16 protein-coding genes are annotated in these 16141 nt (G+C 50.9%); 3 read left to right on the top strand and 13 right to left on the bottom strand.

All coding sequences use genetic code 11. The features are described from left to right. Nucleotides 1-41: 41 nt before the first annotated feature. From ACJJIP_RS04000 to zapE, 9 genes are all read right to left on the bottom strand, one after another. Nucleotides 42-662 carry a Yip1 family protein gene (locus ACJJIP_RS04000; protein WP_020412607.1) on the bottom strand — a complete coding sequence of 207 codons (621 nt, stop codon included), beginning with the start codon at nucleotides 660-662 and terminating at the stop codon, nucleotides 42-44. 106 nt (nucleotides 663-768) lie between these two features. Continuing rightward, entirely contained in the window at nucleotides 769-1953 is a 1185-nt protein-coding gene (locus ACJJIP_RS03995; protein ID WP_444946262.1) for a GGDEF domain-containing protein, read from the bottom strand. 151 nt (nucleotides 1954-2104) lie between these two features. After that, nucleotides 2105-2500, bottom strand: a complete 396-nt coding sequence (locus ACJJIP_RS03990) for a ClpXP protease specificity-enhancing factor (RefSeq protein WP_020412605.1) — start codon at nucleotides 2498-2500, stop codon at nucleotides 2105-2107. Between the two features lie 25 nt (nucleotides 2501-2525). Then, on the bottom strand, nucleotides 2526-3152 hold the full coding sequence (locus ACJJIP_RS03985) for a glutathione S-transferase N-terminal domain-containing protein (protein WP_020412604.1): 627 nt from the start codon (nucleotides 3150-3152) through the stop codon (nucleotides 2526-2528). A gap of 106 nt (nucleotides 3153-3258) precedes the next feature. Further along, nucleotides 3259-5460: a ubiquinol-cytochrome c reductase gene (locus tag ACJJIP_RS03980; protein ID WP_020412603.1), complete on the bottom strand. Its 2202-nt coding sequence runs from the start codon at nucleotides 5458-5460 to the stop codon at nucleotides 3259-3261. Next, a complete protein-coding gene (petA, locus tag ACJJIP_RS03975) occupies nucleotides 5457-6056 on the bottom strand; it encodes a ubiquinol-cytochrome c reductase iron-sulfur subunit (RefSeq protein ID WP_020412602.1) in 600 nt (199 codons plus the stop codon). The genes ACJJIP_RS03980 and petA overlap by 4 nt, the downstream gene beginning before the upstream one ends. Nucleotides 6057-6359: 303 nt before the next feature. Beyond that, nucleotides 6360-6752, bottom strand: a complete 393-nt coding sequence (gene rpsI / locus ACJJIP_RS03970; RefSeq protein WP_020412600.1) for a 30S ribosomal protein S9 — start codon at nucleotides 6750-6752, stop codon at nucleotides 6360-6362. Nucleotides 6753-6767: 15 nt separating this feature from the next. After that, nucleotides 6768-7196, bottom strand: a complete 429-nt coding sequence (rplM, locus tag ACJJIP_RS03965) for a 50S ribosomal protein L13 (RefSeq protein WP_020412599.1) — start codon at nucleotides 7194-7196, stop codon at nucleotides 6768-6770. A gap of 117 nt (nucleotides 7197-7313) precedes the next feature. Continuing rightward, nucleotides 7314-8438, bottom strand: a complete 1125-nt coding sequence (gene zapE, locus ACJJIP_RS03960; RefSeq protein ID WP_026305001.1) for a cell division protein ZapE — start codon at nucleotides 8436-8438, stop codon at nucleotides 7314-7316. A 344-nt stretch (nucleotides 8439-8782) separates the two neighbouring features. Here zapE and ACJJIP_RS03955 point away from each other — a divergent pair, with 344 nt between their 5' ends. Beyond that, entirely contained in the window at nucleotides 8783-9223 is a 441-nt protein-coding gene (locus ACJJIP_RS03955; protein ID WP_444946261.1) for a Z-ring associated ZapG family protein, read from the top strand. Between the two features lie 88 nt (nucleotides 9224-9311). On the opposite strand, the gene sat is transcribed toward ACJJIP_RS03955, so the two are convergent. Beyond that, nucleotides 9312-10502: a sulfate adenylyltransferase gene (gene sat / locus ACJJIP_RS03950; protein WP_020412596.1), complete on the bottom strand. Its 1191-nt coding sequence runs from the start codon at nucleotides 10500-10502 to the stop codon at nucleotides 9312-9314. A 790-nt stretch (nucleotides 10503-11292) separates the two neighbouring features. Between sat and ACJJIP_RS03945 the strand changes: the two genes are divergently transcribed. Both ACJJIP_RS03945 and ACJJIP_RS03940 read left to right on the top strand, forming a co-directional pair. Next, entirely contained in the window at nucleotides 11293-12435 is a 1143-nt protein-coding gene (locus ACJJIP_RS03945; RefSeq protein ID WP_020412595.1) for a S1C family serine protease, read from the top strand. Between the two features lie 18 nt (nucleotides 12436-12453). After that, nucleotides 12454-12882, top strand: a complete 429-nt coding sequence (locus tag ACJJIP_RS03940; RefSeq protein WP_444946260.1) for a nuclear transport factor 2 family protein — start codon at nucleotides 12454-12456, stop codon at nucleotides 12880-12882. Nucleotides 12883-12928: 46 nt separating this feature from the next. Here the strand turns inward: ACJJIP_RS03940 and ACJJIP_RS03935 are convergent, their stop codons facing one another. Genes ACJJIP_RS03935 through hisG form a run of 3 tightly spaced genes read right to left on the bottom strand, consistent with a single transcriptional unit; the run spans nucleotide 12929 to nucleotide 16098 of the window. Next, a complete protein-coding gene (locus ACJJIP_RS03935; protein ID WP_020412593.1) occupies nucleotides 12929-14092 on the bottom strand; it encodes a hypothetical protein in 1164 nt (387 codons plus the stop codon). A gap of 47 nt (nucleotides 14093-14139) precedes the next feature. Further along, entirely contained in the window at nucleotides 14140-15447 is a 1308-nt protein-coding gene (gene hisD / locus ACJJIP_RS03930) for a histidinol dehydrogenase (protein ID WP_020412592.1), read from the bottom strand. Between the two features lie 21 nt (nucleotides 15448-15468). After that, nucleotides 15469-16098 carry an ATP phosphoribosyltransferase gene (gene hisG / locus ACJJIP_RS03925; protein ID WP_353376025.1) on the bottom strand — a complete coding sequence of 210 codons (630 nt, stop codon included), beginning with the start codon at nucleotides 16096-16098 and terminating at the stop codon, nucleotides 15469-15471. Nucleotides 16099-16141: the final 43 nt, after the last annotated feature.

Here is a 16141-nt window from a genome sequence, read left to right as displayed (position 1 = left end):
AACCAACAGGCCGGCATTGCCGGCTTGTTTCCACTTATTTATTAAACGTGATGCTGATAGACAGGGCCTATTCCTACGCTCCACAAAATTACCGAAGTAATTAAGACAGTAACCATCATGACAAGCGCCACAGTGAGCACCGCACAGGCATAAAGAAATGCCCGCTCTTTGTTCATCTTCATCAAAATTGGGATACCGGCAAATACCAGATAGATTGAGTACATCCCCGCAATGCCCACGGCGGCCATAGTAAGCCAAGGGTGGGGGAAAAGAACCACAATACTAGCGAGGAAAATTGGCGTAGTGATAAAGACCGCAAGCGCGGTGCCTTCATAATGGCGTGTAGGTTCATCACCCTCGACACCATAGGACCTCGCCATCCAGTTAATAAATTCCCCAAGGCAATAGACTCCGACCAGTAACGCAAAGTAGGTCACTATAGACAAAACTGCTGCACTCTCCGGAGTCAACTTGGCCAGATGCCCCCCCACCTCAAATCCCACCCGTGTGACACCAAAGTAGCCGGCAACTGTAGGGATCAGAGCCAGAAATGGAACATGGGTCACGAAAACCTGGAAAAAAGAATGTCTATCCGCTCGGATGGCTTTCCACTCTTTTTCAGGATTAGTAAGAATGCCGATTGTGTGACTGAGTAATCGCACGCTGAAACTCCCTTCAATACCCTGCATTGCAGTATCGGGGGACGGCGCGGAATTAACCAATGCGAATAAGAAATTAGGCGCCACTTTTAAATCAGGTTGATTTATATCAAGCGCTAACAGAGACGCGATTCCGGCCGCCCCGCTTTGCCTTGTAAAGGGCCTGGTCAGCGGCCTTAAGGACAGTATCAGGCCCTCTGAACTCCTTACCCCTCTGAGCGAGGCCAATACTAACGGTTACCTTAATCTGTTGATCTGAACGGCGTTCAGAACGCCACAATTTAGGACCGGAAATACGTCCTCCAGAGCGCAAGCGCATGGGATAGGCCGCTATTTTCTCCCGAATAAGCTCCAGCTGTCTTTCTGCGGCTGAAAGGTCACGACCAGAAATAATTAGCACAAACTCCTCCCCCCCATAGCGAAATAATTCCCCTGACGTATTTCGAGCAATCTGGGTAGCAACCATTCGCAGTACCTGATCACCGACCTGATGACCAAAGCGATCATTCAATTTCTTAAAGTAATCGATATCAATCATGGCAATAGAATAATGCCGGCCGGGAGTGAGCATCCGATACCTGAAAGCCCTCCGAGACCGGACTCCGGTCAACTCATCGCGGAAAGCCAGCTCATAGCTGCTACCCAGCAGCGAAAAGATAAGTAGGAAACCAGCTACTGACATTAAAGGAACCAGAGGCATCCCACTCCAGACTCCATACAACGTAAGCAAGATGCAGCTGAATAACCCCACAGCCGTGGGCCCGGGGTAAAGAGCCAGCAGTGCCAATGCGCCAAGTGAGGCCGCCATACAGGCCAAGAGTGGTAAAGGTGGGGAAAACCGGTCAAGAGCCAATAGCCAAGCAGGCAGATGCTGCAAAGAAAACATCTGAGCTAACGGCCCATAATATTTCTGCAACCAGAATAGGGCTATCCCCTGTGCACCCAGGATCAACAGCCAAGCGACCCCAAAATTACTCCATATGCTACGGTCGCGGCTGCAGCTAAATAACATCAAGTTGAGGGCGATCAACCCCAGATAGAGGGAAAAATCCTGCTTCAACAGTATTTCGAGACTGATCGTCCCATAGAAAAACATTAATAGTAATGCGGCCAGACCAACTCGGCTTGAGCGATAAAATAAACTGAGCAGCAGCGCTGTTACCAATAACAGAAAAGGCAGCTGGACATTGTTCAGGGACGCCAGATCGAGCCAGGGTAAATGTTGGGCAAGTGGCAAAATCAGGAGCAGTCCGGGCAACCAGCTAAAACGCAGCCACTGCAAATACGACGGCATGGTAAATTGGGAGCAAGAAATAACAGAGAATTATACGCACCTGATAACAGTAATTTCTTAGACTAGGCGCACAAAAGAGAAGACCGACGAAAACAAAAAGAAAAAATAAAAAAGGGGCAAAACTGCCCCTAGAAATTTTTTAAAGCCGAGCTTATTTCACAACGCGCAATGCGGGCTTCTTCACCGACTTTTTGCCCAAGCTGGTGGGCGGGGTAGGTTCGGGCGGTTCTGGGGTTTCTTCTGCCTCAAACACCATACCCTGGCCATTCTCACGAGCATAAATTCCAACTACCGCGCCAACCGGAACCTGGATATCAGTGGGAACCCCACCAAAACGCGCATTAAACCTGATCGCATAGTTATCCATGGTCAGCCTCGCAACAGCACTTTCAGAGATGTTTAGCACTATCTGCCCATCATCATTAACATGCTGTTGTGGCACCAGCACCCCGGAAAGGTGCGTATCGACAAGAATATAGGGAGTGCACCGGTTATCGGTAATCCACTCGTAAAATGCCCGCAAAATATATGGGCGATTGGAGGTCATGACCGGCTTACTCACCTAACTACCCTCAACGCATTTCCCGTTCGTACTCGGTAAGGCTCTGCTGGAACGCTTCACGGGCAAACAGGCGATCCATATAATCCAGCAGTGGCTTCACTTGCTTAGTCTTGGGCAAGCTGATTTCGAACTGCTCGAGACGCCAGAGCAGTGGAGCCATACAGCAATCCACCAGGGAAAATTCTTCATTGAAGAAGTACGGCAGCTCAGTAAACATCGGCGCAATGCCAACCAAGCTATCACGCAGCTCCTTACGGGCGGATGCAGCATCTTTGCCTCCTGCCAGAATTTTATCCACCAGCGGACACCAGTCGCGCTCAATACGATGCATAATCTGGCGACTTTGAGCGCGCGCAACCGGGTAAACGGGCAGCAGCGGCGGGTGTGGGAAACGCTCGTCAAGATACTCCATCATAACCTTGGTTTCGAAGAGCACCAGATCGCGATCAACCAGAGTCGGCAGCGAATTGTAGGGGTTGAGGTCAGCGAGCTCGGCGGGCTTATCATCCGAGTCCACATCTATGATTTCTACGGACACCCCTTTCTCTGCCAGTACGATACGCACCCGATGGCTATAGTGACTGCGACCATCAGAGAAGAAGGTCATAGAGGAGCGCTTGTTGGTAGGCACACCCATGTTCAAACTACCTCAAACTTGTTGGCCGACAAACACCGGCCTTTATTCAAAATATAAAAGGGCGGCAGAGTATCTCCACCACCCATCAAAAAGAAACCTGCGAATCTTAGTGGTGTATGTCTTTCCAGTACTCGCGGTTCAGCAGCCAGGCAAAGATAAAGAATATAAAAATAAACGCCAGCACATAGAAACCAATGCGCTTGCGATCTTCTGCCATTGGCTCTGCAATGTACTCCATAAAGTTGACCAGGTCATACATAGCCTGATCAAACTCTTCCGGATTCATGGAACCCTTCACACTACCAACCTTGAGGCTGCCACAGTCGGCGTCCATGATCGGGTTACCCAGCTCATCGCGCACGATCTTACCATGGTCGCGCTTAGGACCAGGGGCACATTCCGGCAAGCCCTGCAGCTCCATCAATACATGCGGCATGGCGACACTGGGGAATACCAGATTATTCACACCGGTAGCACGACTGTCATCCTTGTAGAAACTGCGGAGATAAGTGTAGAGCCATTCCGGTGAGCGGGAGCGGGCAACCAGCGTCAGGTCCGGCGGCGTGGCGCCGAACCATACTTTGGAGTCATCCGGGCGCATGGAGATCTGCATCAGGTTACCGATCTTGTCGTTACCCAAGATCAGGTTCTCCATCATCAGCTCTTTGGGGATATCCAGATCTGTAGCAACACGCTCCCAGCGGGAATAGTTGGCACTGTGACACCCCATGCAATAGTTGACGAAGTACTTGGCTCCACGCTGCAAAGACGGCTTGTCCTGAAGGTCGATACTAATAGGGTCCAGCTCAACACTGGACTCAGCGCCTACCGCTTTGATTGGGATAAAGGTCAGCAGGCCAACAACCACAATACCGATAAACAGAATACCGAATGTTTTTGCTCCAGATGGGCTGGTTACACGCTCAGGCTCTGGGTATACCTCATCGCGGCTAGTAATCCAGGGCAGCAAGGCGAAGAAAGCTGCCAACAAAACAGTCACTACTCCCATAAAGGTATTTACCGAGAAGTTAGCCACTGCCATCCACAGGAACAGTACACCGAAGCCGATGCTTACAACCCAGGAACCCACTCCCTTGCGCTCCTTTGGATTCGTCCAGACCGGCATGGTCAGGAAGAACGCAAAATAGAACAAGGTCGCCACCTGAGACAGGAAGTTACGCTCTGGGGTCGGAGATTTAACCCCCAGGTAACCCAGGATAATAAATACCGCTGCGAACAAAAGGAGCAAACCTTTTGGCAGCCAACCTTTGTAACGGATGGAACGTACGGGGCTCTTATCGAGCCAAGGCAGTACAAACAGCACCGCAATGGCCGCACCCATAGCCACCAAACCAAGGAACTTGGCTGTAAGAGGACCAATATCCATAGTTACCGCACGCAAGATCGCGTAGAACGGCGTGAAGTACCAAACAGGTGCAATATGGGGAGGGGTCTTCAGTGGATTTGCTTCCTCGAAGTTAGCGTACTCCAGGAAGAAACCGCCCATCTCAGGGAAGAAAAACACAACAGTGGCGAAGATAAACAGGAATACCGCAATACCCACCAGGTCATGTACAGAATAGTAAGGGTGGAAAGGTACGCCGTCTTTGGGGATACCGTTCTCGTCCTTATTTTTCTTAATCTCGATACCATCAGGGTTGTTAGAACCCACTTCATGCAACGCCAGGATATGCAGGACTACCAGCAACACAAGAACCAACGGCAGTGCAATAACATGCAGGGAAAAGAAGCGAGTCAGCGTAATACCTGAAATCAGATAATCACCGCGAATCCACTCAACCAGGCTATCGCCAATACCGGGTATTGCACCGAACAGGGATACAATTACCTGGGCACCCCAGTAAGACATCTGACCCCAGGGCAATACATAGCCCATAAAGGCTTCAGCCATCAGCACCAGGTAGATACACATACCAAAGATCCACACCAGCTCGCGGGGCGGCTTATAAGAGCCATACATCAATCCGCGGAACATATGCAGATACACAACCACAAAGAAAGCAGATGCACCCGTCGAATGAAGGTATCGAATCAGCCAGCCCCATTCCACATCGCGCATGATGTATTCAACAGAGGCGAAGGCACCTTCAGCCGAAGGATTAAAACTCATCACCAACCATATACCGGTCAGAAGCTGGTTAACCAGTACAAGCAGTGAGAATACGCCGAAGAAGTACCAAAGATTAAAGTTTTTGGGCGCATAGTACTTGCCCATATGCTTATCCCAGGCCTGGTAGATCGGCAGACGCTGATCTACCCAGTCACCGAAATCTGCTAGCCATTTCATGCAGTGCCCTCCTGGTCTACACCAATCACGATTACCTCATCGCTCTCATAGGAATAAGGCGGAACTTCCAGGTTGGTAGGTGCAGGAACACCGCTGTAAACACGGCCGGCCATATCGTATTTGGAACCATGGCAGGGGCAGAAAAAGCCGCCCATCCACTCATCACCACCCAAATCGGCGGCGCCCACTTCCGGGCGGTACATAGGTGCACAACCCAAGTGTGTACACAGGCCAACCAGAACCAACAACTTTGGTTTGATAGAACGATTTTCCGGATTTACATAATCTGGCTGGATAGATTCCTCAGAGTTGGGATCGCGCAACTGCGGCTCCACTTTCTCTAGATTTTGCAACACTTCATCGGTGCGGCGTACTACGTAGACCGGCTTGCCGCGCCACTCAACAGTAACCATCTGGCCCGGTTCAAGTTTGCTAATGTTGTATTTAACCGGAGCACCAGCAGCTTTTGCCTTGGCACTCGGATTCCAGGAAGCGACGAAGGGAACGGCAACCCCAACCGCTCCCGCACCACCAACAACTGAGGTGGCAGCGGTTAAGAAACGGCGCCGTCCTACATTTACACCGTCATCACTCATGACGTAGTTCTCCCATCACAGCGATCCCGGATACACCGGAGATGCGCTGGCCCAAACCCAAAAAGTCTTGAAAGAAGTCCCGCTCCGGCAGATTGCCCGCGCGAATAAACCCCACAAATCAAGCGGATACAAATCCGCGCAATGTTAAAGAAAATGCCATTTTGATACAAGGCAAAGACATAGGAACGTCGGGAATTACGCAGCGAAACAGCGAGAAATCGAGCAAAGCATCACAAGCACTGCTCAACACACCAAATGCCGGAGATAAAAAAAGCCCGGCAGATGCCGGGCCCAAAAGAAAGCTTAACGCTTGGAGAATTGCGGCTTCTTACGCGCTTTGCGCAGACCGACTTTCTTACGCTCAACCTCACGAGCGTCGCGGGTAACATAACCTGCGGCGCGCAGCGGTTGACGCAGCGCTTCATCGTACTGCATCAGGGCGCGAGTCAGACCGTGACGGATAGCACCCGCCTGACCAAAAGAACCGCCACCTTTTACAGTTACAGTAACATCGAATTTTTCAACCATATCGGCTCTTTCCAGCGGCTGACGCACGATCATGCGAGCCACCTGACGACCGAAGTATTCGTCCAGGGTACGACCGTTTACAGTGATCTTGCCCTCACCAGGCACGATAAATACACGAGCAGTAGAGGTCTTGCGGCGGCCGGTACCGTAGTATTGAGTAGTTGCCATCAGATTTATTCCCGTTTAGATCGCCAGTTCAGTCGGCTGTTGAGCCGTGTGAGGATGTTCACTACCGCTGTATACTTTCAGCTTCTTGAACATGGCGCGACCCAGAGGACCCTTCGGCAGCATGCCTTTTACGGCGCTCTGAATGGTGCGCTCGGGCGCTTTCTCGATCAGCTTCTCAAAACTGATGGACTTGAGACCACCGGGGTAGCCAGAGTGGCTGTGGTAGATCTTGTCTTTGGCCTTATTGCCGGTCACGCGAACCTTTTCTGCATTAATTACGATAATGTAATCGCCAGTGTCCACGTGGGGCGTATATTCAGGCTTGTGCTTGCCGCGCAGGCGGTGGGCGATCTCGGCAGAAATACGGCCGAGGGTCTTGTCCGCAGCGTCAACAATGTACCAGTCGCGTTTTACCGCTTCCGGCTTGGCACTGTATGTCTTCATGTTATAAACACCTGTAATATGACCCCCTGAATTAGGGGCCGTCCCACAAAAGAGCGCGGATAGTACAAAAGGAGTGCTCGCTTTTCAAGCGATATTTCGACGTGTCACGAGGCGTCATTAGTCGGGGCGATGCGCCCGCTCCAGGTACTCGCGGGACTGCATTTCCAGTAGGCGACTAACAGTGCGCTCAAACTCAAATCGCAGTTGTCGCCCACCATAAAGTTGATCGGCCGACACCTCCGCCGAGATCACCAATTTGACGCAACGGTCATAGAATTCATCAACCAGATTGATGAAACGTCGCGCCTGGGCATCCATCCTTTCATCAAATCTGGGCACCGCAGCGAGCAGCACAGTCTGAAACTCCCGCGCCAGTTCGATGTAGTCATTTTGCGAACGAGGCCCATCACAGAGGTCAGCAAAATCAAACCAGGCCACATCATCAGCTACTTTAAGTGCACGAATAGGCCTCCCCTCCACCTGTAAATCCACATCGCTTCGAACCTCACAGCCATCCACGCTCAACTGTGTAAAGCTGTGCGATAGATTTGCGATCGCAGCGTCATCCAAAGGTGCATGATAAAGCTCCAGTAATTCAAGGGTACGCAAGCGATAGTCGGTACCTCCATCAACATTAACCACTTTGGTATGACGTTGAAGGAGCGCAATCGCCGGCAAAAAGCGCGCCCTTTGCAAACCATCTTTATAGAGCCCCTCTGGCTCGATATTAGAGGTAGCCACAAGGGCCACCCCGCGACGAAATAAGGCCTCCAATAAACCTGCAAGGATCATGGCATCGGCAATATCGGACACAAAAAACTCATCAAAACACAGGACCTGGGCCCGGTTCGCGATCTTATCGGCCACCTTCTCCAGTGGGTTTTTCTCCCCAGCATACTGCTTTAAGCCCCCATGTACTTGGCGCATAAAACGGTGGAAGTGAGTCCGCTGCTTCCTGGGGAAAGGCAAGGACTCATAAAATGCATCCATCAAATAGGTCTTACCGCGTCCCACCCCACCCCAAAAGTAAAGCCCTCGCTCCGGACCGACATCCGCCCTGCGAAGGCGGGCAAACAGATTCCCAATAATGCCCCGCTCAGCCCTCTCGACCAGACGCCGATGCAAATCCTGCAACTCCTGCACCGCCGCTCGCTGCGAGGGGTCCTCAATAAAATCTGGGCGCTGCAGATCATTCTCATAACGCGCTATCGGGGAACAAAATGACGGGTTGGCAGGAGGCATAAAGGAAGATTCTTCAACAACTGTATTACTGGCGCGCACTCTATCAAATTCACTATAGCGCCGCCTAGATAGCAGAGAAGCCGCCATCAGCCCTAGGCCCACCCACTCAACCCAGTGCAATTCGCCAGGAGCCAGCGGCAATTCGGAACTGCAGGCTAACCTGCGTGTCGCAATTTACCAACAGTATTAATTGTCGGGTTAATAATCGCGTATACTGGGTCCGCTAACATGGGGTTGATAGTCACTTGAGGGGGACTACCCGAGGCGTGGGGCGGTGCCACTACCGCGCCGGCATCCATCACGGATCGCCAATGCCATATAAAAGCAAGTTGAGGAGGTAGTAAGTGCACTCTACATCGGTATTAATTCTAGTCGGCATCCTGGGCATGACCTTGGGCGCCCTGCTGGCATTCCTCGCAGTCCGCGGACGCAGCAGCGTCGACCGCACTCAGGAACTCGAGCTACGCCTGCGGGAAGCCAATAATAAAATGGAGGACTTCCAGCTCCAGGTAAACGAGCACTTTGACCAGACATCCCAGCTCGTTCACAACTTAACCGAAAGCTACAAGGAAATTCACGAGTATTTATCCAACAGCGCTCTGCGCCTTTCCAGCCAGGATATCGGTCGACAAATGCTCGAAGCCGGGAGCGGCAAGCTGAAGGAGGATGACAAACAACTTCAGGATATGGAGCCCCCTAGAGACTGGGCTCCCAAGGAGCCCGGAGCCAAAGGTACCCTTGCGGAGGATTACGGCCTGGAAAAAGAGGCACACGCAGGAAGTTAGACTTAGCCATCAACTGTTACTTCGGCAGAGCTTTCAGTTGATAACCCAATTAAAAAGGCGGGATAACCCGCCTTTTTAATTGGAAACTTTACAAACTCTGATAGTAATCCATGAGAATTTGCGCCACCTCTGGGCGAGAGAACTCTGGGGGCGGAGCGATACCATTACCCAACATCTCACGCACCTTGGTACCAGATAATAGAATGAAGTCCTCTTTAGAGTGATCCGGCACATCACGCATCATCACGACCTTATTCAGCTTTTTTGAATAGGCGGTATGGTCAGCACGAAAGATTTCAATCTCCAATGCACCCTCGGGTACCCTTCCATCAAAAATAGTCTGGGCATCAAAAGCACCATAGTAGTCACCGACACCCGCGTGGTCGCGCCCAACGATCAAGTGGCTGCAGCCACAGTTTTGGCGGAAAACGGCATGCAGTACAGCTTCGCGAGGGCCCGCATACAACATATCGAAGCCATAGCCTGTAACCATTACAGTATTTGCCGGGAAGTAAACTTCCACCATCTTACGAATTGATGCATCCCGGACCGGCGCTGGAATGTCCCCTGGCTTTAGCTGGCCCAGCAACATATGAATCAGCACACCATCGGCTTCCACAGCCTCCAGCGCCATTTTGCATAATTCTTCATGGGCTCGATGCATCGGGTTGCGTGTTTGAAAGGCAACCACCTTATTCCAGCCCCGCTCGGTAAATTCATTGCGAATTTCCACAGCCGTGCGGAAAGTATCCGGGAAATCATTCTGGAAATAGCTGAAATTGAGCACTTCGATTGGGCCGGAAATTAACTTCCTCCCAGCTGACTTAAAGGTCGCAACGCCAGGATGTTTTTCATCGAGCGTGCCAAATACCTGCTCAGCCATGCTATTCATTTGTTCATCAGTAATGGTCTCAATGGCTTCTACATCCATTACCGCCAGCACTGGATTGCCCTCAACATTGGGGTCACGTAATGCAATCCGGGAAGCACCTTCTATAGCACCGCAGTCCTCTACCACATTCAAGACAGGAACCGGCCAAAAGAGACCATCAACAGTGCGCAAGGTCTCAGCCACACTCAGCGCATCGGCCAGATTCATATAGCCGTGCAGCGGATTAAAGTAACCAGCCCCCAACATCACTGCATTGGCCGCCGCGGCAGAGCTGACCACAATCGAGGGCAGCGACTCCGCTTCATGCATCAGTTGGTGATGCCTTTCACTGTCGTACACAAAGCGCGGCTGCAGCTCAATACTGCCATGGGGGCGAACTAGGGACATGCTGGTCTCCAAATACAAATATTGCCGGTTAGTCTTAAATTTTCGACGGGCCATTATACGCACTTGCAGGATGCGACCAATGCCAGCCCATCACAGGAGACGGGATTATAGACCCTGCCAGTCCACTCTAATAATTACCCTTCAAAATCTGGTTAACCTCCCCCATGGGAAGGCGCAAGGGGAAAGTGCTATCCAAAAGCGACAAACATCAAAATTGAACAGTGATGGCAAAGGACTTAAAGGAGCATTTAGGAGGGGGCTTCCATTCACAAAGCCAACTTAACTTGTAGTTTCCTATCAAGGAGGCACCACGTGAGTTGGGCCAACAAAATATAGCAGCGGCCTTTTAGGCTGCTTCTAGATACACGAGAGCACGATCTGAAAGTAGCCTTAAGAAGCTCTGTATACGGCAATTAACTGGGCATAAAGCCTTTGCTTTGAAAGCAAAATTTTACATTACAAATTTGATTTTTGAGATAGGCACGGAAACATATAATAACCCACGAACAGATTGGGCCATAAACGATAGAACAGCAGATAAACCTACAGATAAGAGGCAACAGCCAATAAAAGAGCTGTTTCCTTAGGCCAGCTGTGTATGGACCTTATATTGCCATCTCCACCCCAACACTTCGCATATCAACCTTAAAACCATGAGTAAAGGCCCATATCTACTGACATAAACAATCATAAATCTCCTTTGTCTCTCCTCGGCCAAAGACAGCAAAATGCCCCTCCCGGCGATTCCATTCCAAGACGTGTGTATAATCAGCGCAAAGAGGAGTCGAGAGTGTCCCAAAATCGCTTTTTACAAGACTGGGCTTTACCCATTCTGGTAGGCCTGGCCATGGCGGCCTTGCTGTTAGTTATATTCCCGCAATTGCGTGGCACTGCTCCAACCCCCAAAGGCGGAGATTGGCAGGGCCCCGTATCCTATGCCCATGCAGTCAATGTTGCAGGACCTGCTGTGGTTAACATTTACACCCGTATGGCCCTGCCCCAGCGACAGCACCCACTATTTAATGACCCCCTTTTTCGCCGTTTGTTCGACAATATGAACGTTCCCCAACGGGAAAGGATGCAATCAAACTTGGGATCAGGAGTTATCGTTAGCGACAACGGTTACATCCTTACCAATCACCACGTAGTGGATCAGGCAGACGCCATAGTCATTTTATTAGCCGACGGCCGCGAGGCCCAGGCCCGCATGGTCGGTAGCGACGCTGACTTTGACCTAGCAGTTTTGAAAATTGAACTCGACGGACTCACTTCTATCTCTGTTGGTGAGCCAGAGTCAGCCCAAGTGGGCGATGTCGTTCTGGCCATAGGCAACCCTTTCGGGGTCGGGCAGACGGTCACCCAGGGGATTATTAGTGCCAAAGGGCGTCACTTGGAGAACTCAGGAACCGGCAGCCATCTGCAAAACTTCCTGCAGACGGATGCCGCTGTCAATCCCGGCAACTCCGGTGGAGCACTGGTAGACTCCCGCGGTCGCCTGCTCGGGATTAACACCTCTATCCTCAATCAGTCCGGCTACTCCGGTGGCATTAGCTTTGCAATTCCCGCTAATATCGCCTTCAAAGTTATGCAGGATATTATCGCTTATGGTCGTGTGGTGCCGGGGTGGCTCGGGATCGAAGCCAGTGCCATCAGCCCACAGATGGCTCGCGAGTTCAAACTCTCTTCCTCAGGCGGAGTCATGATCACCGCAATTTACAACGAAAGCCCGGCCCATAGTGCAGGCCTCAAGCCAGGGGATGTGATTACCCATATTGATGGCCTGCCAATTGGCGATGGTAAGCAAGGTGAGGCAACTATGGCTACACTCCGCCCCGGAGATACCATCTCGATCACTTTTACCCGCGAAGGTGCCTCCCACACAGTGGAAGCAACAGTTTCTGTGAAACCAGAAACCACTACGACAACTGAGTAACCATTGGAAGGTGCAAATATGCGTGCAGCCATTCTGTTTATTTTTCTAGCCCTAGTTGCTGGGCAGACTCAGGCCGATGACCGCAAAGATTTACAGAAACTCCTAGACAGCTTTATTGCTGGTGCCGCTAATAGTACAGAAGTCCATAAACGTTTTTGGGCCGAGGACCTGATCTACACAAGCTCATCGGGCAAACGCTTTGGTAAGAGCCAAATAATACAGGGGATGGAAAGCAGCTCAACTGAACCTGTAACAACAAGCTACGCAGCAGAGGATGTAGATATCCGCTTACTGGGTGACACTGCCGTAATTGCTTTTAAGCTGGTGGCCAATGATACCTCTAGCAAGGAAACCAGCCACTTCTTCAACACAGGCACTTTTTTGAAACGAAATGGCGAGTGGCAAGTGATCGCCTGGCAAGCCACTAAGATCCCGACTGAGAGCTAAATGCCATATGAGGCGGTCAAAAGAAAACCGCCTCTTTCAATTCAGGTTAATTAACCACTTGCTTATCACGCCAATTCGCACGAACTTTTGCCATAAACTTGGATTCACTAGGAACACCTGCATTCGCAATTAACCCACGAGCAAATGCCTCCACCTCCGCCCTATTCCTCCCCACTCCGGCAAAAGAAGCACGAACCTTGATAAATTTATCCTTGCGCACAAACAGGTAAGTGTGTGTGTCAAAACGCTCCCCATCTGCTGCAAGGAAATGACCGGAAAGACGTGTTACCGGAGTCGCCTCTCCATGAACACTCCAGATTTCAGAAACCTCTTCACCGAGATCCAGGGATTGCCAACGCGCCTCCCTTTCAACTAGAGCCAATTCCCGCCGAATCCTTTCGACCTCTCGAATTTGCGCTGACTTTGGGTCTTCCCAATTCCAGTTAGGTATCGGATAAACGAAAACATCCACAGAGTCAAAGTGAAACTGACGGTGCACATAACGAGTTTGCGCACCATAAAGGGGATGATTAGCCAGAACTAAAGGATTGCTTACATACTCTCCTACTGACTCCGGTAAATTGAGAGTTTGGTGATAGTCACTGGCCTCTATCGTTTGGAAAAGTAACTCTGGGGCCATGACCTGATCTTGCTGCAAGCGAGATATCAACTCTGATGCAACTGCCTTTGCAAGATCCCGATCGGCCTTTCCGGCTGGGGTGAGTAGACTTATTCTTGATGTAAATGGAATTTCAAACTGATAGCGCCTTAATGGCAGGCCGTGCCAGGTGAGTGTTGCATCAATATGTATATCACGGCTCGTACTCAAGGGAGCCAGCATCATCGTTGCACCTGCGATTACGGCCCCACCGATATCCTCTGCTCCCTCCTCCAAATATCCAGCTGAAGTAATGAGCAGTTGGTACGGAACTTCATCTTCACCCAGCAGGACCAAATCAAAAATGCCCGAACTCTCGAGCTCCCTGTGCAACTCCTGATAATCAATCACATCGAACTGGCAGTGCTTAAGAAGAGATCCATTGGCAAACTCATCACAGCGCCGCTCAAAGTCTGGCTCTGGTATTTTGGCAAACAAAGTGACAGGCGGCAGACTCTGTGGGTCCTGCATATAATCGGCAACTACGAAGTCATTGGTTGTCGCACAGGCGACAACCAGTAATGCGACAAAGCACAGAAGTGTTTTTTTCATCTTATGCCTTCCGACAAACTATTTGCACAAGAGGGCAAGCTGGCAACTTAACGCTTTACCCGATAGATGGCCGAGCGCGCATGGGCCTCAAGGCCTTCACCACGAGCAAGAGTAGCGGCAACACGGCCGAGTTTATCGGCGCCCTCAGGAGAGCAATAAATAACAGAGCTGCGCTTTTGGAAATCATACACACCCAGTGGCGACGAGAAACGTGCAGTTCCACTGGTTGGCAGCACATGATTAGGACCCGCACAATAATCTCCCAAAGCTTCAGCAGTATAGCGCCCCAGGAAAATTGCACCGGCATTGCGAATTTGTGGGAGAAGGGACTCTGGATCTGCCACAGAAACCTCAAGATGTTCAGGAGCTATGCGATTGGAAATTTCCAATGCTTGCTTCACAGAGTCAACCAGTATCAAAGCCCCACGATCAGCGAGGGACTTAGCCGCAATTTCTGCTCTTGGCAGGTCGGTTAACTGGCGCTGCAGGGAGGCCTCCACTGCGTCCAGGAATGCCACATTCGGGCACAACAGAATCGACTGGGCCTGCTCATCATGCTCAGCCTGAGATAGAAGGTCCATAGCGATCCAATCGGGATCGGTAGCACCATCACAAATCACCAATATCTCCGAAGGGCCCGCAATCATATCAATGGCTACATGACCAAACACCGCGCGTTTAGCAGCGGCAACGAAAACATTGCCGGGGCCCACTATCTTATCCACAGCAGGAATTGTCTCAGTGCCATAAGCAAGAGCAGCTACAGCCTGAGCCCCACCAATGGTATACACCCTGTCAACACCTGCGATTGCCGCAGCTGCCAGAACCAGATCGTTAAGTACCCCCTCAGGAGCGGGCACTACCATAATGACGGAATCGACGCCCGCAACCTTCGCCGGAATCGCATTCATTAATACGGACGACGGATAGCTGGCCTTACCACCGGGTACGTAGATACCAACCCTCTCCATCGGCATAATTTGTTGGCCAAGTACAGTCCCATCAGCCTCGGTATAACGCCAGGATTCCTGCCGCTGATGCTTGTGATATTCACGCACTCGCTGTGCGGCAGTCTCCAGAGCTTCACGCTCATCAGCACCAATACGCTCAAGTGCTGCAAATAAATCGGATGAGTCAAGTGCAAACTCTTCCGCCAAGGTTAACTCGCGACTGTCAAAACGATTGGTATATTCGATGACGGCAGCATCACCACAATTGCGTACTTGCTGGAGTATCTCCGCAACAGTCGCCTCAACGCTCTGACTAGCCACCGTCTCCCAGGACAGAAGCTGCTTCAACTCTGTATCAAAATTATCAGCGGTGGCATTCAGCCGGCGAATACTCTTTTTAGTCATGATTTCCTAGACTTTTTCACTTTATGCAACTGCCGCTGCCAGCTTCTCAATCAAGTCGCTGATAGGCTTGTACTTCATCTTCATGGCTGCCTTATTGACAATCAGACGGCTACTAATATGCGCAATAGTCTCACGAGCCTCCAGGCCATTGGCTTTCAAGGTATTTCCGCTATCGACAATATCTACAATCTCATCAGCCAGGTCCATTAGTGGAGCCAGCTCCATTGCACCATATAATTTGATGATATCTGCCTGACGCCCCTTGGCAGCGTAATGGCGCTTGGCGCTCTCCACAAACTTAGTTGCCACTTTAATCCGACCGCTAGGCAAAGTTGCACCCTTCACACCAGCAGCCATGAGGCGACAACGAGCAATTCCCAAATCCAGAGGCTCATAGATGCCATCTGAGTGATGCTCGAGCAGGGTATCCTTACCAGCTACTCCCATATCCGCAGCGCCATGCTGCACATAGGTAGGCACATCAACACCTCGAAGAAGTAACAGGCGAATACCGTCACAGTTGGTTGGGAAAATCAATTTACGACTCTTGCCAGGGTCCTCCAGTGGTTCCAGCCCTGCAGCAGCGAGCAATGGTAGGGTTTCTTGCAAGATTCGCCCCTTGGTCAGAGCGATAGTGATTTGCATAGTCATGATAAGGCCGGATTATTTTCTGGCAGCCGCCTCAAGAAAAGAG

The sequence above is a fragment of the Microbulbifer variabilis genome (assembly GCF_052467165.1).
Note: the sequence above shows the minus strand (reverse complement) of the source record. Positions and strands in the feature narration are given on the sequence as shown.

Excerpts from the sequence above, each read along its gene's own strand:
- ACJJIP_RS03995 (WP_444946262.1), bottom strand. The coding sequence starts at position 1,953 with ATGCCGTCGTATTTGCAGTGGCTGCGTTTTAGCTGGTTGCCCGGACTG.
- ACJJIP_RS03990 (WP_020412605.1), bottom strand. The coding sequence starts at position 2,500 with ATGACCTCCAATCGCCCATATATTTTGCGGGCATTTTACGAGTGGATT.
- ACJJIP_RS03985 (WP_020412604.1), bottom strand. The coding sequence starts at position 3,152 with ATGGGTGTGCCTACCAACAAGCGCTCCTCTATGACCTTCTTCTCTGAT.
- ACJJIP_RS03980 (WP_020412603.1), bottom strand. The coding sequence starts at position 5,460 with ATGAAATGGCTAGCAGATTTCGGTGACTGGGTAGATCAGCGTCTGCCG.
- petA (WP_020412602.1), bottom strand. The coding sequence starts at position 6,056 with ATGAGTGATGACGGTGTAAATGTAGGACGGCGCCGTTTCTTAACCGCT.
- rpsI (WP_020412600.1), bottom strand. The coding sequence starts at position 6,752 with ATGGCAACTACTCAATACTACGGTACCGGCCGCCGCAAGACCTCTACT.
- rplM (WP_020412599.1), bottom strand. The coding sequence starts at position 7,196 with ATGAAGACATACAGTGCCAAGCCGGAAGCGGTAAAACGCGACTGGTAC.
- zapE (WP_026305001.1), bottom strand. The coding sequence starts at position 8,438 with ATGCCTCCTGCCAACCCGTCATTTTGTTCCCCGATAGCGCGTTATGAG.
- sat (WP_020412596.1), bottom strand. The coding sequence starts at position 10,502 with ATGTCCCTAGTTCGCCCCCATGGCAGTATTGAGCTGCAGCCGCGCTTT.
- ACJJIP_RS03940 (WP_444946260.1), top strand. The coding sequence starts at position 12,454 with ATGCGTGCAGCCATTCTGTTTATTTTTCTAGCCCTAGTTGCTGGGCAG.
- ACJJIP_RS03935 (WP_020412593.1), bottom strand. The coding sequence starts at position 14,092 with ATGAAAAAAACACTTCTGTGCTTTGTCGCATTACTGGTTGTCGCCTGT.
- hisD (WP_020412592.1), bottom strand. The coding sequence starts at position 15,447 with ATGACTAAAAAGAGTATTCGCCGGCTGAATGCCACCGCTGATAATTTT.
- hisG (WP_353376025.1), bottom strand. The coding sequence starts at position 16,098 with ATGACTATGCAAATCACTATCGCTCTGACCAAGGGGCGAATCTTGCAA.